The organism is Enterococcus sp. AZ141 (assembly GCF_051714385.1).
Classification (GTDB): domain Bacteria; phylum Bacillota; class Bacilli; order Lactobacillales; family Enterococcaceae; genus Enterococcus_D; species Enterococcus_D entomosocium.
Map to the genome: position 1 here is coordinate 3,111,741 of NZ_JBIORT010000001.1, position 26,771 is coordinate 3,138,511.

The window sequence follows — 26,771 nt, forward strand, 5'->3', positions numbered from 1 at the left end:
AGAATTTCTTTCTGAAATATAGTGCAAAGTTTTCATTTTTACAGAAAAAGCAGACATCTTAGCGATATCTGCTCCAATTTATCCTCGTTTTGGCATAGAATGCCTTACGGGAAACAGCAATTTCAGTTCAAACCAGCCATCTTCTGTTTGGATCACCATCGTTCCTTTGTATTTATTCACCGTTTCGCGGACACTTTTTAATCCATACCCATGAAAATGTTTGTCTTTCTTGGTAGTGATCGGCAAGCCGTTTTCAAACGTTAAGGGTTCTTCGTAGCGATTTTCTAGGCAGATCAAAAGCATCTCCCCTTTACGGCTGATTTTCAATTGAATCAAGCGATTATCTTCTTTGGTGATTTTGCGGACACTTTCAATGGCATTGTCGATAATATTACCAAAAAGCGTACTGATATCCACTGAATTCATAAAAGAAAGGCTTGCCCCATCTGCAATCACGGTGAAGGTGATTTTTTCTTTCTGACAAAAGATTTGTTTTCCTGTCAAAACAATATCTAACACACTATTGCCAGTGTCCATCCTTAAGTCATACGAGTTGATTTCTTTTTCCATGACAGCCAAATAATCCTGTGTCTCCTGTGAGAGAGGATCATTTTTCAAAATATTGATCAAGTGTTTCAGGTCGTGATACTTTTGATTAATGATCTCAATGCTTCTTTCCGAGGTTTGATAATTGATCATTTGATTTTTTAGCAAGCTTTCTAACTTCTGAACCTCAAATTTTTGTTTCATTTCATTCAATTGAACGTGGTAGGCAAACAGCAGCGCCACTCCCCCAAAATCCACCATCGTTCGAATATTAAAAATATCTCTAGCCATGCTGCCACTAAAAGGAGTATTTTGATACACATAGCTGATATTGCTCATGGTGAAAACAACGATCACGATAATCATCACCGAAGTGATTTCTCGATAGGTGATCACTTGTTCGGCACTTTCGATCACAAATCGTTTTTCCAATTTGTACAAAAGGCCTAACAGCATACTGCATCCCAAAAAAATAAACGCATAGGTCCCGATATAATCGAAGGAAACTTTGAAATCCAGTACAAGGAAATAGTAGATTTGATACGTGAGTGATGCAGCAAATTCACCTACGATAAATGCCCGTGCAGTGAAATACAAGGCATTTTTCCACGGAATCTCAGCAGTGGTAAAAAGAAATAGAAACATTATAAGTGCTGAAATGATAATGATCGGAATAAAATAGACTTGTGAGACATCGGCATTGATGATTTCCATATGCAGATACAAGATCAAAAGGAATACAAAGACCCGCCCAATTTTTTTCTTGGTTAGCTTCTCTGTTTTCGTCAGTAATACGAAAAGTAAGGTACTCATCCAATAAGCGATCGCATAAAAAATACCTGGAGTTTCTGATAGTTGATACGGGGACAAAATTGCTTCACCTCATCTAATAGTCATTTAGACATGCCATTGTTTCGCCAGTGTATCCATGATCAATTTGCGTTTTCCTCGGCTGATAGGCAACTCTGCTTCTCCAACGATCACAGTCGAATGATTAATACCCGTGATATGCCTCAGATTGACAATAAACCCACGATGGATCCGTAAAAAACGATCTGGTTGTAACTGCTGTTCCAATTCCCGCATGACACCGATCGATTCTAATTCTTGATCCGTTAATTTAAAAATCAATTTATGTCCTTGGCTTTCCACGTACTGAATCGCGTCTTGATTGACGCGATAATAATTCTGTCCGGCTTTAATACGCAGAAAACTGTCTTCTTTCATCTTCAGTCGCTTGATTGTTTTTTTTAAATACTCCGACAACGAATAATAATTAAAGGGTTTAAGGATATAGCCAATTGCATTGACATCATAGCCTTTGACTGCATATTGCGCCGTACTGGTAATAAAAATGACGAAGACATCGGAATCCCGCTTGCGAATTTCCTCGATCGCTGACATTCCATCGATCAATGGTAGATGGATATCCATCAACAGCAAATCAAATTCCGAGTCATAACGCTCTACGAAATCATACCCATCATGAAAGGTTTCTACTTGAAAAACGACTCCTTCTTTTTCTTGAAAAGTTTGTAAATAAGACAAGAGCTGTTGCCGATATTCTTCTTGATCTTCCACGATTCCAACACGGATCATGCGCTCACCAGCCCGCTGCGTTTTTTTATAGTCATAGTATTCAATCTCCCTCCTCATAAAAAGTAAAGCGTTTTTTTGTCGTTTTTCTTTTTTTATTTTAACATAGTTCGTTATTTGTGAATCGATTGTTTTTACGCAGGAAAAGCATAGAGAACGAACGCTTTCACGTCATCTCTATGCTTTATTTTTTATCGCTTTAACCAGTAACTGTTTTCTTCTGTCCAACATCGAAAAAGGCTGCGATGACAGAGATCAACCAAGTGGCTACGAAGATAACGATGATCATGATGGCTTGTGAGCCCGCATCGAACGCCGCTTCATTGTTCATTTCAAGGTTAGAGCCGAAAATATAGCCAAAGGATTCAAGTCGCATGCTGATGAAGCGCACTCCACCTAAGATAATCAATAAACTAGCTACGATACGGCTGATATCAGCTGCCATTAACAGTGATTTGGTTTTTGCATGAAAGGATAGCCCAATCGTCAAAAGCAGGAATACTAGCGCTGCTGCTAACAAATACAAAACATTGACTTGCAGGTCTTGATAATACGCTTTATTAACGTTGGAGATATACAAGAAGACCAAACTCGTCGTAAGGACGAAAACCAGCAGATAGATATACAAACTGATTTTTTGTTTCTTTAGCATTGTCATCATTGTTCCGCTCCCTTCTTCTTCATTGAAATAAAGACATAGCCACCAAAGCTAATAACTGCTACTGCAAGGCCGCCATAGATTCCGACGGTCATGGCTGTCTCCCACCATGGCGTAATTCGGATCGTCTGAACATTTTGGGCGGCACTTTGGGCATAGGCATATAATTGATACTTCATGTTTTCTCTCGCTTGTTCAACAAATTGCGCATCTTGGGCTGCCAAATCAACGGTCAGATAAGGCCAAGCCTCTAAGACATTCGCCATCGTCTCATTTGAGGCAAAATCTGCCATCATCGTAACGCCTGCCATAATAATGGATTCTGGACGGAAGTAGCCGTTGTTGTTGACCATATCTGTCGTCAATAAGCCATTAAAGCCCCACTCTTCTCGTAAAATATTGATCAACATTGGGACAGAATTGTTCCCATTCGTTGCACCGATCCGACTGAAGGTCACCATTGCACCTAACGCACCGGCATCCTCAAATGATCCTTGGAAGGCACGTAAATCGCCTTCACGGGCTTTTTGCTCCGTCATATAAGGCGCGATGCCACTTCGTTGTGTTTCTTGATCATTAAATGCCAGATGTTTTGGACCGATTATGATTCCGTAGTCCAAGGCACCTTTGACTGTATTTGCCGACATATAATTAGACAACATTGGGTCTTCCGAATAGTATTCATGGTTTCTTCCGTTGTAAGGGGTCCGATGAATATTAGCTGCTGTCCCCCAAATCAAGTAATTTCCACTCCATAGACCGTCATTACCAAGTAAGTTGCCCCATTCTTCTGCCAGCTCATGACTAAAGGTGCTGCCGATGATCGTAGCATTTGCCATCGTTCCTAGATGGTAATCAGCATTTTCATCCTCTTCATTTAACCCTCGACCACTTAGCGTTGTGCCGAAACCATTCGGACCGTCATTTTGATAAACGAGTGGCGAATTGATTTCTTCAATGACATCACTCGTACTTCCACCTTTAGCGATTCGCGGTATCAAAATGTCTAAAGGAATCTGATTGACTAGCTGATCCCAACGAATATCATCGATGTCAGTGACCCCTGCCATATCAGAAAACATCAATGGGTCTTCGATTCCATCTACATTGGCTTCCCCATTTTCCGTAAATTGATAGTTTTCATTCGAAAGGTTTTGGACCCATTCTTCCACTTTGTCACCGTCGATCGTCAAATCGTCATAGGTTCGAGGAAAAGTTCCTGCCCAATCTTGTCGAGTAAGATAGGTGGCATAGTCTGGTTTGTAGTAGTTGATGTCGGCATCTTCCAGCTGATTCACGATCGCCGTGCCATTTTCAGAATAAGCAAATGTTTCTTCGTCAACGGTTCCTTCTTCACCGATCGCCACACTCACTACCTGAGCTTCATTTCCATCGGTATCATGCCCTTTAGCTGCCAATACTGCATTGACGGCTTCGTGTGCTCCATCACCAACAGCAAAATAATAATCGCCGCCATCTAAAATATACCCGCCTAATCCGTCTTTCGCTGTCGAATCCCAGCTAGCCATATATTTCATGTCAACTTCGATCGTAACTGTTTGCGATTCAGAAGGCTCTAATAGCTCTGTTTTCTCAAATCCGATGAGATTGACAGCTGCCTTTTCGATGTTTTGCTCACGATTATAGTCCGTGTATGGCGCATTAAAGTATAGCTGACTAGCAAATTTACCGCTTACATTTCCTGTATTGGTAACAGTCACTGTCGCAGTTACTTTATTGTTTTCTTCGTCGATATCGATCGCATCTAAACGCTGGTCAAAGGTCGTATAAGAAAGACCAAACCCAAAATCATAGGTCACTTCATTGGCATAATCCCAAACGTCTGCCCCATCGATCGCACCGACGTTGCTATCGGCTTGTCCAGCACCGACCACTGTATCATAATAGCGGGTTTCATAATATTTATAACCGGTATAAATTCCTTCGGCTTGGATCAAGTAGTGGTCGGCAGCTAATGACGCATCCCCACCAAAGCTTCCTAAAGGAGAAGTTGCTGGCAGTTCCCCCATCAAGGATTCCTCAAAACGAATTTGAGATAGATCATCCAACTCAATTTTACCAAAATTCTGCATCGCAGGGGAATTCGCAGTTGCAACAGCATAGGTGTCCGTCAAGCGTCCTGAAGGATTGACTGCTCCCGTCAAAATATCGGCAACACCTAAGAAGCCATAAGCACCAGGGAACCCAACGTACAAAATAGCATCGATGGCATCGTCTTTTTCCAGCTCGTCGATTTCCATCGTCGAACTGCTGTTGATCATAACGATCACGCGATCGAAGTTTTCTTTCGCAAGCTCAATCAAGGCTTTCTCATTTTCAACTAGACCTAGCGGCGTATCCGTCCCATAAACTTCTTGATCGATGCCTTTTTCTCCAGGATAGTAATCACTGCCCTCAGAGCCTGGTCGTGAAATCACCACAATGGCGGCATCATTATACTCAGCAAAGCTTTCTGTAAAGTCGGAATCATCATTTTGTGCCGTCTCATACAGATCTGTTGCTGGTTCAGATGGTTCATAAGGGGTTGAAAAATTAGCTGGACGATGCCCGTAGATCGGAACGGTATTCCCAAAACGCTCAAAAGAGCCGGTCTGGATCTCCCCCAGACCATTGTAGATCTCCGTCATCGTAGGATTTAATTCAAATCCTCGTTCCTCTAAAGCTTCTTGCAGATTGATTTGGGAATCGCCAACAACGGTACTCCCCATTGTCCCACCTAAAAATGGATAAGCACTCCCCATCCCCAACAAGGTGACCCGATTCTCTGTTTCCGCTAGGGGCAACGATTGATTTTGATTTTTTAATAAAACGGTCCCTTCTGCTGACATTCGTTCACCCAGGTCACGATGGGCTTGGATCAGCTCCGCACTAGTTTCGTAATCAGAAGTGAATTTGTCATCATTGATGATTTTGGTACTTGAAGTCCCAAGGGCACCATCAATGATCGGGCGCCACTGATCTGCAACGCCGGTCAAGCCCATCAAAGCACCTGACATCGATAATGACAGTGCAGTCATCCCTCTGCATAGTCGTGATAGATTTTGATTCATGTAGATTTCCTCCTTTTTTCAACTCATGTTTTCCCTTTGGATATGTTTCTTGAATGGTATTTTCTTATCTACTCCCTCCTTTAGGTTTTCATCGCTTCTTGCGATTGTTTTGCCCGTTGTTCTTCTAAAATCAATCGTTCTTGGGGATCGATCCATTCTCCGCCAGATTGGAGAACCTTTTCCTTCTGACTAGCTAAGATCAGCGCCTGGTCTTCTTTCGTGTGCTTTTCTACGGTTAGAAAAAGGAGCAAGATCGCAATACCCGCATAACAAATCAACTCAAACCCTAAAAATGCCCAAACAAGAACGGACGAAACTTGTGCGTTTTGGGTGACAGCAGTCGGGTCATAGCCGCTGAGCGTCAGCAAACTGTTGACTAAGGCATTCCCAACCCCTGTCAGACCTACCATGATCGAACCGTAAACAGACATCGTAAACCCATCGCTACGAAAGCCATTTTTGGCTTCTAAGTGATCCAGCACATCTGAAAGTAGCGCTAGTGTCACAAACATCGCAGGCACAGCACCGATCCCTTTTAAAACCAAACCGATGGCAACCGTTGTGAAATCATGGACATCGATAAAACTGATCAGGCCACCTACCACAGCAAAAACGATCCCTAGCAAAACGGAATTGCGTTTACCCAGTTTGTTTGCCAGCGGCCATGCCACCAACATCCCAATTGCGGTCGGTAAACCAGCGATCAAACCTAGTGAGCCCATTGCGACACCGGCAGAGGCTTCGTCGACCACGGAACTAAACATCCAGCGAGCGTAATACCCCATCGATCCGTTTTTTACGAGCCCACCGAACTGGAACAAGAAGAAGTAAGAGATGATCAACCACCAATACTTATCCGAAATACAGGCGGAGAACTGCTTTTTCAAAGAAATCTTCTCTTCTTTGATCGCTAGTTTGGCGTTTTCTTCAGTGATTCGTTCTCGGGTAAAGTAATACTCTAAGAAAATGGCTAGAAACGTCGTGACACATAAAAAGATCATCATCACGCGCCAGTTGTTATAGCTAGCTGCTCGATCGATCACACCCTCCGTCGAAACGAAAAGATAGCTTTGTAACAAGATCGGCACTAAGATACTTCCGCCTAACCCGACAGCCGCTACACCCGAGGCATTAGAAAATGTCGCTAATTTGCCGCGCTGATTACTATCTCGTGTGGATAAGGCGACCATGGAACTATGTGCTGTGTAAAAGAATGGATAGGCTACGGCGTAATAAAAATTATAGGAAAACGCCAGCCAGATCATCTGTAACGTCGGGGATGCGTTCGTTGGTGTAATGAATAGAAATACGATCGCTATCACCAATAACGGTGCAGAAATCAACATATACGGTCGAGCTTTTCCCTGGCTGGTTCGCGTATTATCGATTAATCGACCAACGAATAAGTTACCCAAAATGACAAAGACCACTGAGATTAATGGTAATAAGGCTGAAAAATGCCCGAACTGATTTGTATCTGTCCAACCAATCACATCTGAATAATAACGGTTCAAATAGGCACCGAAGATCGCATTGGAAAGCAATGCCAAAAAAGGCCCAATAAAATATCCTAGAAAAACTTCTTTCTTTTCGACTTTTGCGGTGGTGATTTTAGTCTTGAAGGCGGGCGCTTCAAAGAGTGTTTTGACTTTCATGCGCTGCTTCCTCCTATTGCTTCTGAAAAATGATACTGTCCGTTGGTCAACTGATGGCGCTGACCACTAGGCATTTGTAAATAAGCGGTCGTCCCGATAGGTACCTGCACTTCAATCGAAAAGTAACCATCAGCGATCTGCCAATTGCTGATAATTTCGCCATAACTACACCTTACTTTCGTCTTGGCAAAGGTCAGATCACCACCAATGATCGGTCGCACAGTGAACGCTTGATAGCCGCCTTTGATCGGTTCGATCCCGGCGATCCGCCGATAGAAAAAGTCGCCGACTGCCCCGCTGGCATAATGATTGAAGGAAACCATTCCATTGGTTCCATCATCGGCACCCGTATTACTAGTACCGTCTTCTCTCAAGGCATCCCAGCGTTCCCAAATCGTTGTTCCGCCAGCTTTTACTTGAAAAAGCCAAGATGGGCAGGTATCTGTTAAAAGCATTCGATAGGCTTCTTCTACATACCCATTATCTGCCAATGCAAACAAAATATACGGGGTACCAGGAAAACCGGTGCCGATATGATATTCGTTTTCTCGTACCAAACGTGCCAGGTTGGCTGCCGCTTTTTTCGCATCTGTCTCTGAAAGCATTTGGTAATAAAGCGGTAAGACATACGCAGTTTGAAATTCTTTTTTCACACGGGCATCTTTGTCCATCAGTAATTGGCGATAAGCAGTGGATGTTTCATGAAAAATTTTCTGATAGTACGTGCTATCTTCAGAATAGCCCAAGATCTTTGCAATCTGTGCTAAAAGATTGCTGGTGTTGGCAAGGCTAGCCGTGCCTGTCCATTTGCCCCGCAGCATCCACGTCCAAAGTTTGCCTTCAGGGGCGACCCAATCGCCATAATGATGCAGCAAACGCCAAATTCGTCGGTGCTTGCCAAAGGAAAACAGTTGTGCCCAAAACAGACACGCTTTGTGGTATTTCTTCATCGCATGGTATGTGGTGCGCAGGATTTCTGGATCACCACTACTTAAGTACTCCGCCCATGGAACCAAAATCACGGCATCTCCCCAGTGATCAACGGCCATTGGGATCATGATCTCCCATTGAAAAGGCACGACCACCAGCGGTACGGTTACTGGAATTCCGCCACTTTTTCTTTGTTCTGAACGGACATCTTGAAGCCACTTCTCATAAAAACGACGCATATCAAAGTTAGTAGAAGCCGTTCGAGCAAACAAAGCAATATCCCCGGTCCAGCCCATTCGTTCATCCCGTTGGGGGCAATCGGTGGGAATATCGACAAAATTAGATTTTGCTCCCCACAAAATGTTGCTTTGCAGCTGATTCAACTGAGGATTAGAACAAGTAAAAGAGCCGGTTTCCCTTACGTCAGAATACAAAGCGATTCCTTCAATGATGATTGCTTCTGGATCGATTCCTTCGACACTCAGATAGCGAAAGCCCATGTAGGTCAACCGTGGCTGATAGACTTGCTTTCCCTCCTTGCAGGTGTAAATAATTGCTTGCTTCGCAGTCCTGAGCGGTTCGGTAAACAGTTCGCCATCCATCAAAATTTCAGCATGTCTGATCGTTAGTTTCTGACCTTCATTTCCTTGAATGGTCAGCTTGACAATACCGGCAAAATTTTGCCCCATGTCATAGAGCCATTTTCCACTCGGTGATCGTGTCATTGACGTTGGCTCAAAAACCTCATGCTCTCGCACAGGCACACCAATTTGGGCAATGATCCGCGGCTTGATTTTGACTGTTTCAAGGGAAGCTGGTTGCCACGAGCGTTGCATTTCATGGAACCGTGCATCGTAAATTTCGCCGTTGTAAAATTCCGCCTCTTTTAACGGACCCTCCATTGCTGTTTGCCAGTTTGTATCAGTAACGATCTTCTCAAAAGACCCATCACTGTATTCAATGTGAACCTCCGCTAAAAAGGCTTGTCTTTTGGCATAGACGCGGTTGCGTCGTGCGTAGGTAAACGCACCAGAAGCCCATCCTCCTGCCACGACAACTTCCATTTCGTTGCTCTTTGCCAACTGTTTTGTGATGTCATACGTTTGATACTGCAACTGATGTTTATAAGAGGTGAAACCTGGAGCAAAATAGTCGCGACCAATTTTTTCTCCATTCAGGGTCATCTCATAGATCCCTAAAGCTGTGGCATAAATCCGTGCCTTGACAACTGACTTTTCACAGGAAAAGGTATGTTTGAAGTACATCGGTTTTGGCGATGCTTTCTTCTCCGTAAAACGATAACTTCCATTGGTGATCCATGATGCTAAAAATGAACCGTCCATCTTCCCCGTCTCAAAATCGCAACTGGCTGCTGCTTGATTTCCTTGATCATCTTCTACTGTCAAATGGACGGTATAAGTGGCGAAAGGCTCCAATGGCGGACCATCGTAATAATGATGGTTCCCACTGGTCGCATCGCACGTCCATTCCCCCAGCGTTAAGACTGCTTTTTTGATCGTTGTATTTTGTCTTTGACTGGCAACGGTATAGGAAAAACAAGGATTGGACTTATCAGTGACGCATTCTTTTTCTAAATCTTCAACAGTAAAACGCGTAATCTCTAGCATACATCCTCCTTCATTTCGTGTCATTGCTTTTTTTCACTACTTCGTTTATCTGAATGGCTGTACGCTCAGACCTACTTCCGTCAGCTGCCATCAGTTCGATTTCGTTTGCTTCAGAATCAGCTTGCACGATCGCTAGTGCTTCGCCATAATAGGTTTTCGTTTTCGAACCAGTATAGCCTTCTGGGTTGTAAGGACAAGCATGACCTAACCCTAATAGCTTACCGCCTTTGACAGAAACCGCGACTTCATGGTTTTCCATCGGCTTTAAAATGCCGTTGCGATCGGTATACCGCAAACGAATAAAGGCCAGCCCTCGAGGAGAAACAGTACTACTTTCAGGTTCAAGCGTTAACTGAGTTTCTTTTTGTGCGGTCACTAAAGAACTACGGCCAATTTCTTGCTCATTTTCGTCATAGGAAACAACGGTCAATGTGCCACTTTGATAAGTGGTCTTGACGACGGTTCGACAATCATTTTTCATTTTTTTCTTAACGACGAGCTGATCATTCAAATAAAGAGCGATTTGAGCCGCTCGAGCATAGACTTCTACTTCGGCTTTCTGACCTTCGCAGCCCGGCCATGTCCAAGAAGGCATCGCATCCGTCAATTTCCATGCGGATGGTGAATGTTTGCCTTTTTGATAAACAGGCTTCACCGCTAAAAGGGGCGTTGTGGTTTTTTCGAATGCCACTTTTGTGTAAAGGGTTTCGCCACCTGCTGCACCGGTGATATCCAAGCGACCGCTTCCAGCGGTCAACCAACCAGCTGGACTGGCATTTTTAGGATAGGCATCTTCATAAACCCACGAACCAATACCGGCTTCACCGATATAGTCCATGCCTGCCCACACGAAATCCCCAATAATACGAGGGTGTTTTTTTGCCAGTTCCAAGAAATAAAAAGCATCCTTACAGAAAGTTTCTGTGCCTAAAATCAGGCGCTTTGGATATTTTTTCAGGTCTTTTTTATAGCGTAAAATGCCGTAATTGTAGCCGGCTATGTCCATATTGGCAAATGATTCATAGGTCGTGCGGTCACTTCCTCTGAGGGTGGCCCCCAACTTCATGGTTTTATCGCCCAACAAACCAGCCAGCTTATTATAAAACTCACTTCCGACAGCTTTTTTCTTTTCTTTTTGGGCTTTTTCATCAGTATAGACCCCAAAGCCTAATGAGCTTAGATAATTGAAAAAGATGTTGACACCACATGTTACCGGTCGCGTTGGGTCCAACCCATGCAAGTGTTCCGTTAACTCTTTCGTCAGCTCGATCCCCCGTGGTTCGGCTGTTTCCGAGACTTCATTCCCCGTCGAATAGAGGATCACGCTAGGATGATTAAAATCTTTGTCCACCATATCAGCAAGATCCTGACGCCACCAATCACTAAAATCATTGGCATAATCGTAACGGGTTTTATGGGTGTACCACATGTCGACATATTCATCCATGACCAGCATTCCCAACTCGTCACAAGCATCAAGTAGTGCTTTTGAGCAAGGATTATGGGCTGAACGAATCGCATTATAGCCAGCTTCTTGCAAGAGCTTGACTTTTCGTCTTTCGGCATCTGGAAAAGCAGCGGCGCCTAACAAGCCGTTGTCATGATGTATACAGGCCCCTATTAAGATGCGACGAACCCCATTGATCAAAAGCCCCGCTTCCGAATCCCAAGTCAGCGTTCGTAAGCCGAATCGAGTTTGATACTGACTGCCTTCATACTCAATTTGACACTGGTATAAGTTCGGCTCTTCTGGTGACCATGCCTTTGCATTGGGCAGCGGTAGGTTGATCTGTGCTGATCCGTCGATCGAGACATTCGTCCTTGCGATCACTTCCTCCCCATCGACAATCGAGACCCGCGCTTCGCCTTTACTGTTGGATTTTAAAGTCAATGAAATCACTGGTGGTTTTGTTGATACAGTAGTGATTTTTATGCCATTTAGCAAAAGATGCTTTTTCGGTAAAACCAGCAGATTGACGGGACGGTAAATCCCTGTGCCAGTGTACCAGCGACTATTTGGCTGATCGGCATTTCGGGCAATGACCTCAATGGTATTTTCCGATCCAAAGTGCAAGAACGCATCCGCTTCGACATAAAAGTTGGTGTATCCGTATGGACGAAAACCAGCCTTTTTTCCATTGATGATCACTTCGGCGTTGCGATAGACTCCTTCAAATTCAAAAACGACTTTTTTATCTTGGTAGTCCTCAGGCACGAAAAATGTTTTCTTATAGAGGTAATCAAGTCCTTCATACCAGCCGATGTTGGCAGCGCCTAAACTCGATTCGCTTCGTGGCTCTTCGCGCATTGCATCATGTGGGATGGAAACAGGTTTCTGAATGTTTGTGCCTAAAACACCACAGACCCAACCTTCATTAAAATTTATGATCTCCAAAAGAATCCCTCTTTCTTCCTCAATTCTTTACGAAACCAATTATAGCGTGCACAACACGCAAAAAAACGCTTTCTCACGAATGGTCGACTTTTTTGCACGAACGGTTATGATCTCCAAAAAAAAGACAAACCTCATTGATTCATAAGGTTTGTCCACTGTCTTGAAATAATCTTATCTGAATTGATTTCCTTCAATTAAAGCCATAAAATTTTTGAGCAAGGTGGTAAAATCCTAAAGAAGCTTTTCGCCCGATGGCACCTGGGAAATGGACGCCGTGTCCTAAGAGACCGAACCGTAAACGAAAATACAGCAGCTGATCACGAGAGCGAATCAACTTCCACAGCTCCTTTTTCTTTAGCAAGCTTTCTTTCGACCCTTCTTTGATCAACAAAATCGTTGAAACAGTTGTGATTGCTTCTAAATATCGACGCATATAACGAGTGAGTTCTTTGCCGGTTTGATCCAGTGAAAGATAGTAATCGATCATTGTCCGGTTGACTTTCAATTGCTGGTCGATACGACTGATCATCACTTTTTCATTGACGGACTGATCCGATCGACCAATATAATAGCGATAAAAATCGACATTTAAGTAGACCATTTTTTTGACGTAGGGCAATGGTTCATAGACATACAGATTATCTACATAAAAGGTATGTTTGGGCAACTGCAAGTTTGCTTTTTCTAATACGCTTTTGCGATAGATCACCGAGTGCATCAATAGGTACTTACTGAACGGAAATCGCACGTCCCCCCAGCCGAATGGTTCATTTTCTGGCAAGAAGCGCTGATAATGAATGCAACGCTTGTTTTTCTTCCACTGGGTTTCATAGACGTAATTACTAATAACCATATCGACCGAATTTGCCTGTGGATCGCTTGTCAAAAAGATCAAAATTTGTTGGTAGGCCTCTTCATCTACCCAATCGTCGCTATCTACGATTTTGATGAAGGTGCCACTAGCAACTTCTAAGCCCGTATTGATCGCTTGACCATGTCCGCCGTTTTCTTGATGGACTGCTTTGATTTGCTTTGGGTAAGAACGCTGATAGCGTTCAGCGATCGCTCCGGTTTGATCATGGGACCCGTCATTTACAATAATGATCTCAACGGTTTCCCCTCCTAATAATAATGAATCAATACAGCGTTCCATATAATCTTGCGAATTATAGCATGGAACAATTATACTTAAAGTTTTCACGCTTGATCCCTTCCCCACATTTAACTTTTTTGCTTCTTTCCCCAAAGTGTTGCAGCAGATTTATTTTTGTCTTTTGAAAAACATGTAACGATCAGTGAAGCTGCGATAGTTGTTTCTTGTACTTTCTTTGAAGCTTTTTGTTACGGATAAATGCCCGACAAAGCCCGAAGCTTCCTTTGAAGAAATGCCCATTACACATAACCAACAGTTGGTCGATCATTGCCATGCTGACCATTCCATTGGTCATCTTGGCGATGCCACGAAACGGCATGTTCCAAATGAATAATAAGTTTAGATCCAATTTTCCTTTTTTTTCGTTGCGCTTCCTCATGGTATTCAAGACAAGAAAAACCAAACGACCTAGAGGACTTTTTGCCTGCTGCAACTCTGCAATAGTACTGTTTTTGGCTAATGGCTGATCGCTTGATTCTTGCGGTAATTGTTGGTTCAAAAACTGTGCAAAATCATGTAGCGTTGCTTGTTCGATCCGCTCAGGATAAATAGCTCGTTCGTTCACCGTTCTTGGTCGTAAAGTGGCGGCTTTCTGATCGATCAAAAGCGTGCCTTGAAGTTGGCTCTCTTCACAATTCCCACCAATAAATAGGGTATATTCTCCTGCCTCAACTGCCCAGCAATTTTGTTGGCTGTCATAAACACGAAAGGTCTTATCATCAAAAGGCAATGTGACCGTGCGTTTTTCACCACTGGCTAAGGCTACTTTTTTGAATCCTTTTAATTCTTTTTTCGGTCGCATCAGTTGACTTTCTTTCAAACCAACATACAATTGGACTACTTCTTCACCATCTCTGTCTCCAACATTTTCAATTGTAAATTTTACTTGATTTTCTTCAATGATTAAACCACTATAAGCAAATTCCGTATAACTTAGACCGTAGCCAAATGGAAACAAAATTGGTTTTTTAAACGTGTCATAATAGCGATAGCCAACAAACAGTCGCTCTTTGTAATAGGCAAAGCGGCTTGTTGCTGGGAATTCTTGACCGAACAAAACATCGTCATAGGAATATGGATAACTTTCTGCTAGTTTTCCGCTCGGATTATATCGACCGAAGATCACATCCAGCATCGCAGAAGCGCCTGCTTGTCCACCTAAGTAGCCATGAAGCACACCAGCAGCTTTATCCAGCCAGGGCATTTCAACAACCCCTCCCGCAGATAAAACAACAATTACTTTTGCAGTCGTCTGACAAAGTTTTTCAATCAACTGATTTTGATTTGCGGGCATCGCCAACGTCTCACGATCGATCCCTTCACTTTCATAGCTCTCGTCAAGTCCGGCAAAGACCAGCACAACCTCACAGTCAGCTGCTAAAGAAACAGCTTCTTCGATCAATGCTGCTTGTTCTGTTGCTGTTTTACTACTACTTTTTCGGACATAGCCTTGTGCATAACCTGCCATTTCAGGAGTATAATCGCCAATCTTTTCTAAAATCGACTCGACTTGTTTCGCATTTACCATCGAAGACCCCGCACCTTGGTACCGAGGTGTTTGAGCAAAATCGCCAATAATTCCAACCTTTTGCTTAGGATTTAAAGGCAAGCAGTTGTCATCATTTTTAAGCAGAACCACGCTGCTTCTGGCTGCTTCTCTTGCGATTGTATGATGCTTTGCCCAATCGATCGCATCTGTTCCAGATTGCTTCTTCGTCTCTGAGAAGACCGCTGCTAGTTCAGCAACCCGTACATCAAGCTCCGACTCAGCCAAACGATTCCTTTCAATTGCTTCAATAATTTCTTGTGCGCCAGCGATCCCTTGCCCTGGCATCGCCAAATGACAGCCATTTCTGACCCCTTCAACATGGTCATTATCCCCGCCCCAGTCGGAGACAACAAAGCCAGCAAATCCCCATTCATCTCGGAGAATCTCTTGTAATAAGCGTTTGTTTTCATTGGCGTAAATGCCATTGATCATATTATAGGCGCTCATGATACTTTTAGGTTTTCCTTCAGTGACGGCGATTTCAAAATTTGTTAAATACATTTCTCGTAATGTCCGCTGATCAACGATGGAATCCGATGCCATTCGTCTCGTTTCTTGACTATTGACAGCAAAATGCTTCGGGCAGGCAATCGTCCCGTTTTCTTGAATACCTCTGATATTTGCAGCCGCCATTTTCCCTGCCAAATAAGGGTCCTCACTGAAATACTCAAAATTGCGCCCGCCTTTAGGATTTCGCTTGATGTTCAGACCTGGACCCAAAACGACATCAACCTCTAACGCTTTTGCTTCTAATCCAATACATTCACCAACCTTCGCAGCAAGTTCACAGTCCCAGCTGTTTGCAATTGTTGCCGCCGGCGGAAAACAAGTTGCTGGAACGCTTTCATTCAGCCCCAGGTGATCTGCTTCTCCCATTTGTTTACGAATACCGTGCGGACCATCTGCCATAAAAATCGATGGACAGATCGCTGGCAGCTCATGTGTCTCCCAAGTATTTTTTCCTGAAACAAACAATGCCTTTTGTAAACGTGTTAATTCTGCGATTTTTTCTTGGCTATTCATCTAAACCCAACTTTCTGCTATGTATAAATCATACGTCTATAAATCTACTAGCAGTAGTTTATCATGGAAACGCCAAGCAATGAGCGCCCTTTCATGAACGGTCGCTTTTTGCTCATGAATAACCAGCCAATTATAAAGATTCTTTGACTCTTTTAGAAAACGCTTGCTTTGCTCGGTGGCAGCCTTTATCTTAGAATTTGTATATCTTAAACAAAAGCTGAGAGGAGCGAACACATGAAGACTGGCAACTACCAGTACTTGATCGTTGGTGCGGGCTTATTCGGGTCGATCTTTGCCCATGAAGCAGCCAGAAAAGGGCATCGTTGTCTGGTGATCGATAAGCGTGACCACATCGGAGGCAACTTGTATACTTATCAAGAAGACGGCATCACGGTTCATCAATACGGCGCCCATATTTTCCACACGGATAGCAAAGAGATTTGGGCTTATATGAATCGCTTTGCTGACTTCATTCCTTTTACCAATCAAGTCTTGGCGAACTACCAAGACCAACTCTATAACTTGCCTTTTAATATGAATACCTTTTATCAACTGTGGGGCGTGCGAACGCCTGCAGAAGCGCAAGAAGAGATTAAACAGCAAATTGAAAGTGCCGGTATAACAGGAAAGCCTAAAAACCTTGAAGAACAGGCGATCCAATTAGTGGGAACCGATATTTATCGTAAGCTGATAGCCGGTTATACGCAGAAGCAATGGGGAAAGCCCCCTAGCGAGTTGCCGAGCTTTATCATTCGTCGACTGCCGATTCGTTTCACCTATGATAACAATTATTTCAACCATCGGTTTCAAGGAATTCCCGAAGGTGGCTATACGCCGATTTTCCAGAAATTATTAGATGATGATCGGATCGATGTTTGTTTGAAAACGGACTTTGAAGCTGAAAAAGCAGCCTATTTAGCACGTTTTCCTAAAATAATCTATACAGGACCGATCGATGCCTTTTTCGACCAAAGATACGGTCCTCTAGAATATCGTTCGTTACGTTTTGAAACAACCAAACATCCATCACCAAACCTTCAAGGAAATCCCGTAATCAATTACACGGATGAAAAGATTCCCTTTACCCGCAGCATGGAATGGAAACACTTCGATAAGCAAGGTGAGTCAGATACAACCATTCTTACCAAAGAATATCCATCCCCATTCACGATTGGTGCTGAACCCTATTATCCTATCAATGACGAAAAAAATAACCAGCTGTATAAAAAATACAAACAGCTGGCTGCGAAACAGCCGCAAGTCCTGTTCGGAGGACGTCTCGGCTCGTATCGGTATTTAGATATGGATCAAATCGTCAGTGAAGCATTAAAGCTAGCACAAAAAGAACTTACTGCGAACTAAAAAGGCTGGGCTGCCGTTTTCGCTACTTAGGGACAGCGTTGACTACCACCAGGTCCAACTAGTGGGAAACGGAGCCAGCCTTTTTTTCTATGAGCGTCAGTTCATCGTTTATCAGATAGTAGGCATGCTTTCTTATTGATTGACGATCGCCAATAATTCTTCAAAAGCTTTCGGTGTACCGCCTACGAACAATTCCCGTCCATTCAAGGATAGCGGCTCTCCTTTGATGTTTGCCATCTTTAATCCAAGGGTTTCTAACAAAACGCCCCCTGGCGCATAATCCCATGGCGCAAGATGAGAAAGATAGCCTGCTCTTTGTCCTTTAGCGAGGGCGATCAGCTCTACCCCAGCACAGCCAGTCATACGAATGCCTAATGCTTTGTCACTGACCTCGGTTTCGTGGTGGCGGTTATGGATCAACATGGGCGAATTCAAGCCAACGAGACCTTCGGATAAGGCAATATCTTTCGGCGGTTCGATCTTCTCGCCATTGTTATAGACACCAATCTCTGGACCACCCCATAAGAATTCATCTTTCATAACATTATAGACAAAGCCAAAGCGCCCTTTGCCCTCTTCGTAGATCGCGATCATGATACAAAAGTTTTCTTTTTCTAACACGAAATTCATCGTTCCATCGATCGGATCAATGATGAAGACCCGCCCACTCATGTCGGCAAGTGTGTCCAGTCCGTTTTCTTCACCTAAAATTTTGGCATCCGGATCATAGGATTGGATCTTACCAATCAGAAAATCTTGCGTGGCTTTATCCAATTCTGTCACTAAGTCTTTCCGTCCTGATTTTGTCTCGACCACTAAGTCTTCTTTATTTAAATTGTCTTTGATCGTTTCACCTGCAGCGATCATCCACTGGCGAACTTCATTAACGATTTCATGCATTCGTTGATCTACCCTTTCATTTTTAGTTTTCCCTCAGTCTTTTTCGCTGCCTGCACAGCATGGTACAGCGAATAGCCTGATAGTTCTTCAAATTCTCTGCCTAAACGGCGTTCCTCGCCAATGCTAGGAACGACTTTCTTAAAGGCTTGATACGCCTCAAGAAACGTACTACTAGGAAGGCCTTTTTCATAGGCTTGTTCTAATCGTTCCCACATCTTCATGACGACGACCATTTCATCTGTCGACCAATCTAAGTCAAGAGGATATTGATAATCCCGCATATTACCACTCCTATTCATCTTATTCAGTGTACCACAAAATTGAAAATAGGTCAGAGCCTCCGCTGCAAAAAAGGTACATCCTAGCAATGAATGTACCTCTTGTATACAAACTATTGAGATTTTTAAAAGCTGAAATCCGTGAATCTCAAATAAGAAGGAAATTCCTTTTTTCTTCCAACGAGATTGCTTAGTAAAAGATGACCGATTTCAAAAAGGTTCGTCTAGAAAAGCCCGCAAAAACAAAAAATTTTTAATGATAGTAATTGATTTCCACCACTGTTTACTTATGAAAAACTCTGGATAATCCGTTCCCCATTGCCATGGAATGACAAATGATCCATCTTCTTGTTGGTATTTTAAAATTTCTTGGGCTTCTTTTTTACATAATTCTTCACTAAAGATCCCAAGCAGCTGCTCTCTTGTAAAGAAAAAATTTGAAGGTTTACTGACATAAGATGTGAACCACTCTTCTGGCTCGTTTGAGACTGCATGGCGAATTTGCCAGAATAAGATCTCGCGAAAGCGTTCATTTGCTAAAACAGGCTGATACTGGATTTCTTCACAGTCTTGTAATAATTCTAGATAGACGACTAATGTGTGCATTTCACTGGTTGGCTCCTTAAGAAAACTTGCAACTGCTGTTTCGGCGATTTCTTGTGCTTTTTGATAGAGGGTCGTTTCCCCTGTTCTTAAGATCGTACCAGCTAGACTGACCGTTGGGTTGTCTGCTGGCACGCCCACAGGACTCTCCCACCAAATCGCATGCGGATAGGATACCGTTGACGGCACTTGGTTGAGCCATTTCCCTTCAGAAAATTCTTTTCCACTAGCTAAATACCTTAGAATCCCTTGGACTTGTGGATTTGACGAATGAAGGCATTCAAGCTCTCGTAAAATTCGACATGCCTCCCACACTGCAATCGGTGTACTATTGGGATTCCAATAATCAGGTTCCAAACCATGCCCATAACCACCATCTTCATTTTGGTAGACTTGTAACGCCTTTAATACAGCCTCGCGAGATCCATTTTCAAAATGGTACTGCCAACGAGCAAGGTCTAAAGGGCGCGCGTTTTTGTAAATAAATTTTCGTGCTTTTTCGAATGCTTCCATATCTTCGCCTCCTTTGGCTTTCTTTTATTATCGCTTACTCCCCTAATGATTACAACGCTTACATCAATATCATTTCTCTGAACGACCATTCTCAGAATAGCTTCTTGGCATTTTTCAGGAAGCATACTTTTGGTGTTTCCCTTGGCATGATGTTACAGTAAGAATAACAAGAAAAAGGAGGAATTCTCTTGCGTTTAGAAAACAAAAAAATCATTGCCTTAGTCGACAATGATTTCGAAGATTTAGAACTTTGGTATCCGGTCCATCGGTTACGGGAAGAAGGCGCACAAGTCGATTTAGTCGGTGAAGAAGCGCATAAAACGTATATTGGCAAATATGGTGTACCCGCAGAATCAGCCTATGCTTTTTCTGATATTCACGCCGATGACTACGATGCCATCTTAGTTCCGGGTGGTTGGGCACCTGATAAATTACGGCGTTTCCCAGAGGTCATCTCTTTCGTGCGAACGATGGACAAAGACCAAAAAATCATTGGACAAATCTGTCATGCAGGCTGGGTCTTGATTTCTGCGAATATCCTGCAAGGCAAGACGGTTACCAGTACACCAGGCATCAAAGATGATATGACAAATGCTGGAGCCACATGGGTCGATACACCTGTGGTTACGGATGGACATATCGTTTCCAGCCGCCGTCCCCCAGATCTACCAGACTATATGCGGGAATTTATTGCTGTTTTAGAAAAGAAATAGTACCCATTGATCAGATTTAAAAGAGTTGCGACCAAAGCAAATACGGCCGCAACTCTTTTTTCTACCTATCGATCATTCGCTTACGATCGCTAGTTTCTGGTTACTTTTAGGGATTTTTTTCACACCGATAAAGGTCAATGCAGCACCTAGAACGGCAAACCCAGTCCCAATCAAAAGCATTTCCCAGACACCGAAGCTTTGGATCAACATCCCGCCCAAAAGATTGCCGATCACGCCACCGATCGTGGTAGCGATAATGATGATCGTTTGTCCAAAAACCCGGTCTTCATCTGCCAAACTATGGTTGAACAAATAAGCAGAAGCAGGAATAAACAAGGCAAAACTAACCCCTTGCATCAAATGGCTCATTTCCATCAGGATGATGGAGCTGATCAACAGCATCAGCACCCCACGAATGGCAAAGGCAACACTGGACAGCAACAGCCAAAAACGGCTAGACCGTATCCTCACTAACTGTTCAAAGAAAATCATGCCCGGCAATTCGCATAACGCCGCAATCATCAGGGCGATGCCAACTTCCTTACTGCCACCGCCAATATCGGCAAAAATTTGTGCCAAAAAACTGTTGATCATCGTGTGGAAGCTGAAGAGAAAGCTAAATCCGACAAAGAGAAAGAGTAAAAAAGGATATTTTTTTAAAAAGGCACCTGAATGACTTTGTTCTGTATGCATCACGGGCATTTCTGGCTTCTTGATCGCTGGCAGCAAAAGCAAAATAATGAGAAACAAAACGGCTTGCCCGATAGCGATCATTGGTAAAAGGGCTGCCGAAAACTCCTCTAAGAGCTGCCCCAGTAAAAAGGAGGTCCCCGCAAAGCCTAGTGACCCACCGGCACGGGAAAAGCCAAAATTGATTTTGTTGCCGCTATTTGTGTATTCAAACGCCAAGGCGTTGAGAAAGGACTGCATGGAAACGAGCAAAATCCCTCCTAAAACATAGGTCAGTATTGATAATCCAGGGACCATCACACCTGCTAAGAGCACCGCGACCACGCCGATTGTCATCGTTTTCAAGACAACGATCAGTGGTACTTTGCTTTTTTTGATAATGACTTGACTGATGAAGGGCTGCAAAATCGTAGACGCAATATTGACTAGGGCTAAAATACCGCCAATTTTTGCTGGATCGACCTTGAAATAAATCAAAAAGAGTGTCGCAAAGCCATAGATTGAGCAAAACATCATCCAATAAAGAAATTGCAAACTTGTGTAGTAAAACCGAATCCTCTTGTCACTTGCATGATTACGCATACATCCCCCACCTTATCCATATTCCTTAGCAACTAAATATAGCATAGAACCGATGGATTTACTATCCTTCTATAAACAGAAACCGCAGTTTTATTTGAAACACTAACCCACAACAAAAAAGCGCAGCATAGTATCCTGCGCTTTTCCTACTGCTTCAACTATTTAGAGCTGTTGGAAGGCTTGCGTGAGATCTTCCAATAGATCGTCGATGTTTTCCAATCCAATGGATAAGCGAATCGTCTCTGGACGAATTTTGGCTGCTGCAAGTTCTTCTACGCTAAGCTGAGAATGGGTCGTCGAAGCTGGATGGATGATCAAGGACTTTGCATCGCCAACGTTCGCCAGTAGCGAGAAGAGCTTAGTTGCGCCACAAAAGGTTTTGCTTGCTTCTGCCCCACCCTTTAATCCGAAGGAAAAGACCGAACTGGTCCCTTTGGGGAAATACTCCTGCGCCCGCTTAAAATAAGGACTGTCCGGCAGGGTTGGGAAATGAACCCAAGAAACTTCCGGGTGCTTGGCTAAAAATTCAGCAACTTGTTGCGCATTTTCTACATGACGTTCCATCCGCAACGAGAGGGTCTCGATGCCTAAAAGCAACACCCATGAATTGAAGGGAGAAATCGCAGCACCTGTATCCCGTAAAAGAATCGTTCGGGCCCGAGTGATATAGGCAGCGTTACCAGCGGCTTCTACCCATGAAATTCCATGGTAACTATGATCGGGATCGACCAGCTTGGGAAATTTGCCGTTTGTCCAATCAAAGTTGCCACTATCAATAATAGCCCCTCCTAAAACAGCCCCGTGACCACCGAGGTATTTTGTCGTGGAATAAACGATGATGTCCGCACCATGCTCAAACCCTCGAAAAAGATAGGGAGTCGCAAAGGTGTTGTCAATGATGAGGGGAATCCCGGCTTCATGAGCGATCGCTGCAATCTTTTTAAAGTCGGCAATATCAATATCTGGATTGCCTAAAGACTCTAGAAAAACTGCTTTGGTATTTTCTTGGATGGCTGCTTTTAGTGCTGGTAGATCTTCACTATCGACAAAGCTTGTGGTGATGCCAAAATCTGGCAATGTATGGGCGAACAAATTATAGGTACCGCCATAAATTGAAGCGGCAGAAACGATATGATCTCCTGCTTGCGCGAGATTTAAAATTGCATAGGTGATCGCTGCTGAGCCAGAAGCCGTAGCTAACGCACCGACACCACCTTCTAATAGGGCTAATCGCTCTTCTAGAACCGCGGTCGTCGGATTGGTAATACGGGTATAGATATTGCCGCTCTCACTAAGACTAAATCTCGCTGCCGCTTGGTCAGCATCATCAAACACATAGGATGTGGTTTGATAAATGGGTACGGCGCGACTTCCTGTGGTAGGATCTGGTATTTGTCCTCCGTGTAATTGAATCGTCTCAAATCTTTCTGTCATACTATTCCTCCTTAATAATGCAAATAAAAAAGCCCTCTGATATCGAGATATCAAAGGACGTGTTTACGTGTTACCACCTTTATTCGAGCAGACTTTCCAGCATGCTTCTCAGCAAGTACGCGACAAATAAACGTCGTTATACTCTGACGCGATAGCGGGCGCACCCGGATCTCCTTATCTTTCGTACAAGTTCAGAAGATCACCTTAGAGGCCATTTTCGATTGATCCTACAAGTTCTTCTTGCACCTTACGAAGACTCTCTAGGCTTGCCAAATCAATTTACTTTTCTCATCAACGGTTGAAATATTAAGAGCATCGTATCATTTCCAGAAGATTCTGTCAATAGCATAGGATCGCTTTATTTCTGGTGATAAAAAAACTCGTTCACTAAATGATGAACGAGTTTCACAAAGCTTAAATGTGGATTGGTAATCCTAGAGCTAACTCAGCAGCATCCATTGTGATCTCACCTAGAGATGGATGTGGATGGATCGTTAACGCGATATCTTCTGCGTTCATGCCAGATTCAATAGCAAGAGCAAGTTCTGAAACCATATCGCTTGCTCCTAGACCAGCAATTTGCGCACCGATGATCACATTGTCTTCAACCGTTGTTACTAAGCGGATGAATCCTTCAGTTTTTCCTAGAGATAACGCACGACCGTTACCTGAGAATGGGAATTTGAATGCTTTTGCTTCAATTCCAGCATCTTTGGCATCTTTGATCGTCATACCGACAGAAGCCAATTCTGGGTCAGTAAAGGCAACTGCTGGCATTGCTTTGTAATCAACGGCAACTTTTTTACCAGAGATTGCTTCAGCAGCGATTTTTGCTTCGTAGCTAGCTTTATGTGCTAATGCAGCACCAGGTACGATATCACCAATTGCGTAGATGTTTGATACGTTGGTACGGCCCTGTTTGTCAACCGTGATCAATCCGCGTTCGCCTACTTCAACACCTGCTTGTTCTAAGCCCATGTCATCAGTATTTGGACGACGACCAACAGTAACCATCACGTAATCAGCAGTAACTGATTCTTCTTTACCATCTACGGCATATTTCACAGTTACGCTATCGCCATTGTCAATTGCTTCTTTCGCCATTGCGTTGGTAACGACTGTTACACCTTTTTTCGCAAAGTCTTCTTCAACCAATTTGACCATGTCTTTTTCATAGGTTGGCAAGATTTGAGGAGAGCCTTCAAGGATCGTTACTTCTGCCCCTAGGTTTGCATAAGCTGCACCTAGTTCAGAACCAATGACACCGCCACCGATAACAACGAATTTTTTAGGAACTTCTTTTAATGCCAATCCGCCAGTTGAATCAAGAACACGTCCGCCGAATTTGAAACCAGGGATTTCAATTGGACGAGAACCTGTTGCGATGATTGCATTGTTGAAAGAGTATGTTTGTGCTGAATCTGGGTGGATGACACGCAATGTGTGATCATCAACGAAGAAAGCTTCTCCTTCAATCGTTTCTACTTTGTGTTTTTTCAATAGGAAACCAACACCTGAAGTTAATGTTTTAACGACTTTGTTGTCTTTCCATTCTTGAGTTTTGGTAAAATCAAGGGAAACATTTTCACTTGTTACACCAAACATTGTTGAATCCAAAGATTCTTGATAATGATGACCTGCAGCGATCAAGGCTTTTGAAGGGATACAACCAACGTTCAAACAAACGCCGCCGATGTATTCTCTTTCAATGATTGCTACTTTTTGTCCCATTTCAGCAGCGCGGATGGCAGCTACATAGCCGCCAGGTCCCGCACCGATTACAACTGTATCTAATTCAACAGCAAAATCTCCAACTACCATTTGTTAATCATCCTTCCATCATTAATAGCTCTGGATCAGCTAATAGACGTTTGATATTATTCATTGCTTGTTGCGCTGTTGCGCCATCAACGATACGGTGGTCGAAGCTTAATGAAAGTTTCATCACACGTCCGACAACGATTTCGCCTTCAGCGTTTACGATTGGTTGTTGCGCGATTGTACCTACACCCAAAATAGCTACTTCAGGGTAGTTGATTACTGGAGTGAACCAGCCGCCACCAACTGAACCGATGTTACTGATTGTGATGGTACCATTACGCATATCATCTGCAGCCAATTTGCCGTCATGAGCAAGTTTTGCTTTTTCGTTGATTTCATCAGCGATAGCAAACATGCCTTTACGATCTGCATCTTTTACGTTTGGTACATACAACCCATGGTCAGTATCTGTTGCGATACCGATGTTGTAATAGTTTTTGTATACGATCTCTTGTTTTGCATCATCGATCGACGCATTCAAGATAGGGAATTTTTTCACTGTTGCAGTCAATGCTTTCACAACATATGGTAAGAAAGTAAGTTTTGTGCCGTTTGCAGCAGCAACTTCTTTGAATTTCTTACGGTTATCCCAAAGGTTTGTTACTTCTACTTCATCATGCAAGGTTACATGAGGTGCTGTTTGTTTGCTGTTTACCATCGCTTTAGCGATTGCTTTACGTGTAGGTGTTAAGGCAACACGTTCTTCTAAATCACCTAAGTTTGATTTGAAGGCTTTTGCTGGAGCTGCTGGTTTGCTTTCAGTTGCTGCAGCTTTTGTTTCTTCTTTCGCAGGAGCTTGAGTTTCAGCTTTTGCAGCTTGTCCGCCACCTGATAGGAAGTTTTCGATGTCTTCTTTTGTTACACGTCCGCCTTTACCTGTTGCTGATACTTGGGAAATATCCACATCTTTTTCGCGAGCGAATTGACGGACAGAAGGCATAGCCAAGACACGTTTGTTAGGATCTGCTGCTTCAACAACACTTGCTGAACCAGAAGTTTCCACTTTTTCTTTTGGTGCTTCTGCAGGTGCGCTTGATGAAGCAGGCGCACTGTTGTGACCAGGTGCGTCGATTTCAACTAAAACATCACCAACATTTGCAACTGTTCCTTCAGCAACAACGATGTTTTTCACTGTTCCTGTTACTGGAGATGGGATTTCTTCGACTGATTTGTCGTTTTGAACTTCAAGCAACGTATCGTCTTCATTGATGGTATCTCCTGCTTTAACGAACCATTTTACGATTTCGCCTTCTGCAATTCCTTCACCGATATCTGGTAATTTGAATTGGAAAACGCCTGCGCCTTCAGAAGAACCAGCTGATGCTTCAGCCGTTTCCGTTGTAGGTTCTGCTGCTGGTTTTGCTGGTGTTTGAGACTCTGCTGCTACACCTGCATCGCCTTCGTTGTCTTCATGTCCTGGTGCATCGATCTCAACAAGGACATCTCCAACGTTTGCGACTGTACCTTCAGGGACAACGATGTTTTTCACTGTTCCTGTTACTGGAGATGGAATTTCTTCCACTGATTTATCATTTTGAACTTCTAGTAAGGTATCATCTTCATTGATGGTATCCCCTGCTTTGACGAACCATTTTACGATTTCGCCTTCTGCAATTCCTTCACCGATATCCGGTAATTTAAATTGAAATGCCATTTTCTATTCTTCCCTTC

At 43.3% G+C, this 26,771-nt stretch carries 18 protein-coding genes and 1 other annotated feature; of the genes, 2 read left to right on the plus strand and 16 right to left on the minus strand.

Annotated elements, in window-relative coordinates; all coding sequences use genetic code 11:
• Positions 1 to 78: 78 nt before the first annotated feature.
• The 9 genes from IGI89_RS14400 to IGI89_RS14440 all read right to left on the minus strand — a co-directional run bounded on the left by IGI89_RS14400 (position 79) and on the right by IGI89_RS14440 (position 16,204).
• A complete protein-coding gene (locus IGI89_RS14400) occupies positions 79 to 1,416 on the minus strand; it encodes a sensor histidine kinase (protein ID WP_061054025.1) in 1,338 nt (445 codons plus the stop codon).
• Between the two features lie 27 nt (positions 1,417 to 1,443).
• The gene (locus tag IGI89_RS14405; RefSeq protein WP_087627605.1) at positions 1,444 to 2,145 is read right to left on the minus strand and encodes a LytR/AlgR family response regulator transcription factor; all 702 of its coding nucleotides are present in this window, start codon (positions 2,143 to 2,145) and stop codon (positions 1,444 to 1,446) included.
• Positions 2,146 to 2,341: 196 nt separating this feature from the next.
• Positions 2,342 to 2,803 carry a hypothetical protein gene (locus IGI89_RS14410; RefSeq protein WP_153884046.1) on the minus strand — a complete coding sequence of 154 codons (462 nt, stop codon included), beginning with the start codon at positions 2,801 to 2,803 and terminating at the stop codon, positions 2,342 to 2,344.
• Complete coding sequence (locus IGI89_RS14415; protein ID WP_438735772.1) at positions 2,800 to 5,871, minus strand: glycoside hydrolase family 3 C-terminal domain-containing protein; 3,072 nt, start codon at positions 5,869 to 5,871, stop codon at positions 2,800 to 2,802. Before IGI89_RS14415 ends, IGI89_RS14410 begins: the two co-directional genes overlap by 4 nt.
• Positions 5,872 to 5,951: 80 nt before the next feature.
• Complete coding sequence (locus IGI89_RS14420) at positions 5,952 to 7,526, minus strand: MFS transporter (protein WP_016611074.1); 1,575 nt, start codon at positions 7,524 to 7,526, stop codon at positions 5,952 to 5,954.
• Complete coding sequence (locus IGI89_RS14425; RefSeq protein WP_438735773.1) at positions 7,523 to 10,084, minus strand: family 78 glycoside hydrolase catalytic domain; 2,562 nt, start codon at positions 10,082 to 10,084, stop codon at positions 7,523 to 7,525. Before IGI89_RS14425 ends, IGI89_RS14420 begins: the two co-directional genes overlap by 4 nt.
• A 10-nt stretch (positions 10,085 to 10,094) precedes the next feature.
• Positions 10,095 to 12,479 (minus strand): glycoside hydrolase family 2 TIM barrel-domain containing protein, encoded by a 2,385-nt coding sequence (locus IGI89_RS14430; RefSeq protein WP_438735774.1) that lies wholly within the window; start codon positions 12,477 to 12,479, stop codon positions 10,095 to 10,097.
• A gap of 190 nt (positions 12,480 to 12,669) precedes the next feature.
• Complete coding sequence (locus IGI89_RS14435) at positions 12,670 to 13,680, minus strand: glycosyltransferase family 2 protein (RefSeq protein ID WP_438735775.1); 1,011 nt, start codon at positions 13,678 to 13,680, stop codon at positions 12,670 to 12,672.
• A 91-nt stretch (positions 13,681 to 13,771) separates the two neighbouring features.
• Positions 13,772 to 16,204: a glycoside hydrolase family 3 C-terminal domain-containing protein gene (locus IGI89_RS14440; RefSeq protein WP_438735776.1), complete on the minus strand. Its 2,433-nt coding sequence runs from the start codon at positions 16,202 to 16,204 to the stop codon at positions 13,772 to 13,774.
• Between the two features lie 234 nt (positions 16,205 to 16,438).
• Between IGI89_RS14440 and glf the strand changes: the two genes are divergently transcribed.
• Positions 16,439 to 17,566, plus strand: a complete 1,128-nt coding sequence (gene glf, locus IGI89_RS14445; protein ID WP_104010378.1) for a UDP-galactopyranose mutase — start codon at positions 16,439 to 16,441, stop codon at positions 17,564 to 17,566.
• 132 nt (positions 17,567 to 17,698) lie between these two features.
• Here the strand turns inward: glf and IGI89_RS14450 are convergent, their stop codons facing one another.
• The 3 genes from IGI89_RS14450 to IGI89_RS14460 form a co-directional block, all read right to left on the minus strand.
• A complete protein-coding gene (locus IGI89_RS14450) occupies positions 17,699 to 18,466 on the minus strand; it encodes an inositol monophosphatase family protein (protein ID WP_016611043.1) in 768 nt (255 codons plus the stop codon).
• Positions 18,467 to 18,474: 8 nt separating this feature from the next.
• Positions 18,475 to 18,747: a UPF0223 family protein gene (locus IGI89_RS14455; protein ID WP_008381425.1), complete on the minus strand. Its 273-nt coding sequence runs from the start codon at positions 18,745 to 18,747 to the stop codon at positions 18,475 to 18,477.
• Between the two features lie 207 nt (positions 18,748 to 18,954).
• Positions 18,955 to 19,860, minus strand: coding sequence for a hypothetical protein (locus IGI89_RS14460; RefSeq protein WP_438735777.1), 906 nt, complete (start codon positions 19,858 to 19,860; stop codon positions 18,955 to 18,957).
• Positions 19,861 to 20,048: 188 nt separating this feature from the next.
• Between IGI89_RS14460 and IGI89_RS14465 the strand changes: the two genes are divergently transcribed.
• Positions 20,049 to 20,573, plus strand: coding sequence for a type 1 glutamine amidotransferase domain-containing protein (locus IGI89_RS14465; protein WP_005236373.1), 525 nt, complete (start codon positions 20,049 to 20,051; stop codon positions 20,571 to 20,573).
• A gap of 72 nt (positions 20,574 to 20,645) precedes the next feature.
• Here IGI89_RS14465 and IGI89_RS14470 read toward each other — a convergent pair whose 3' ends face one another.
• The 4 genes from IGI89_RS14470 to IGI89_RS14485 all read right to left on the minus strand — a co-directional run bounded on the left by IGI89_RS14470 (position 20,646) and on the right by IGI89_RS14485 (position 26,754).
• Complete coding sequence (locus IGI89_RS14470) at positions 20,646 to 21,845, minus strand: MFS transporter (RefSeq protein ID WP_429947555.1); 1,200 nt, start codon at positions 21,843 to 21,845, stop codon at positions 20,646 to 20,648.
• A gap of 162 nt (positions 21,846 to 22,007) precedes the next feature.
• On the minus strand, positions 22,008 to 23,279 hold the full coding sequence (locus IGI89_RS14475; protein ID WP_086332317.1) for an O-acetylhomoserine aminocarboxypropyltransferase/cysteine synthase family protein: 1,272 nt from the start codon (positions 23,277 to 23,279) through the stop codon (positions 22,008 to 22,010).
• A gap of 50 nt (positions 23,280 to 23,329) precedes the next feature.
• Positions 23,330 to 23,583 (minus strand) — a binding site (T-box leader).
• A gap of 110 nt (positions 23,584 to 23,693) precedes the next feature.
• Complete coding sequence (gene lpdA, locus IGI89_RS14480) at positions 23,694 to 25,100, minus strand: dihydrolipoyl dehydrogenase (protein WP_005230052.1); 1,407 nt, start codon at positions 25,098 to 25,100, stop codon at positions 23,694 to 23,696.
• Positions 25,101 to 25,107: 7 nt separating this feature from the next.
• Positions 25,108 to 26,754 carry a dihydrolipoyllysine-residue acetyltransferase gene (locus tag IGI89_RS14485; RefSeq protein WP_005236379.1) on the minus strand — a complete coding sequence of 549 codons (1,647 nt, stop codon included), beginning with the start codon at positions 26,752 to 26,754 and terminating at the stop codon, positions 25,108 to 25,110.
• Positions 26,755 to 26,771: the final 17 nt, after the last annotated feature.

Coding starts and splice junctions, on each gene's coding strand:
- IGI89_RS14410 (WP_153884046.1), bottom strand. CDS start 2,803: ATGATGACAATGCTAAAGAAACAAAAAATCAGTTTGTATATCTATCTG.
- IGI89_RS14485 (WP_005236379.1), bottom strand. CDS start 26,754: ATGGCATTTCAATTTAAATTACCGGATATCGGTGAAGGAATTGCAGAA.
- IGI89_RS14440 (WP_438735776.1), bottom strand. CDS start 16,204: ATGAATAGCCAAGAAAAAATCGCAGAATTAACACGTTTACAAAAGGCA.
- IGI89_RS14455 (WP_008381425.1), bottom strand. CDS start 18,747: ATGCGGGATTATCAATATCCTCTTGACTTAGATTGGTCGACAGATGAA.
- IGI89_RS14405 (WP_087627605.1), bottom strand. CDS start 2,145: ATGATCCGTGTTGGAATCGTGGAAGATCAAGAAGAATATCGGCAACAG.
- lpdA (WP_005230052.1), bottom strand. CDS start 25,100: ATGGTAGTTGGAGATTTTGCTGTTGAATTAGATACAGTTGTAATCGGT.
- IGI89_RS14470 (WP_429947555.1), bottom strand. CDS start 21,845: ATGCGTAATCATGCAAGTGACAAGAGGATTCGGTTTTACTACACAAGT.
- IGI89_RS14475 (WP_086332317.1), bottom strand. CDS start 23,279: ATGACAGAAAGATTTGAGACGATTCAATTACACGGAGGACAAATACCA.
- IGI89_RS14415 (WP_438735772.1), bottom strand. CDS start 5,871: ATGAATCAAAATCTATCACGACTATGCAGAGGGATGACTGCACTGTCA.
- IGI89_RS14420 (WP_016611074.1), bottom strand. CDS start 7,526: ATGAAAGTCAAAACACTCTTTGAAGCGCCCGCCTTCAAGACTAAAATC.
- IGI89_RS14460 (WP_438735777.1), bottom strand. CDS start 19,860: ATGGAAGCATTCGAAAAAGCACGAAAATTTATTTACAAAAACGCGCGC.
- IGI89_RS14450 (WP_016611043.1), bottom strand. CDS start 18,466: ATGCATGAAATCGTTAATGAAGTTCGCCAGTGGATGATCGCTGCAGGT.
- IGI89_RS14425 (WP_438735773.1), bottom strand. CDS start 10,084: ATGCTAGAGATTACGCGTTTTACTGTTGAAGATTTAGAAAAAGAATGC.
- glf (WP_104010378.1), top strand. CDS start 16,439: ATGAAGACTGGCAACTACCAGTACTTGATCGTTGGTGCGGGCTTATTC.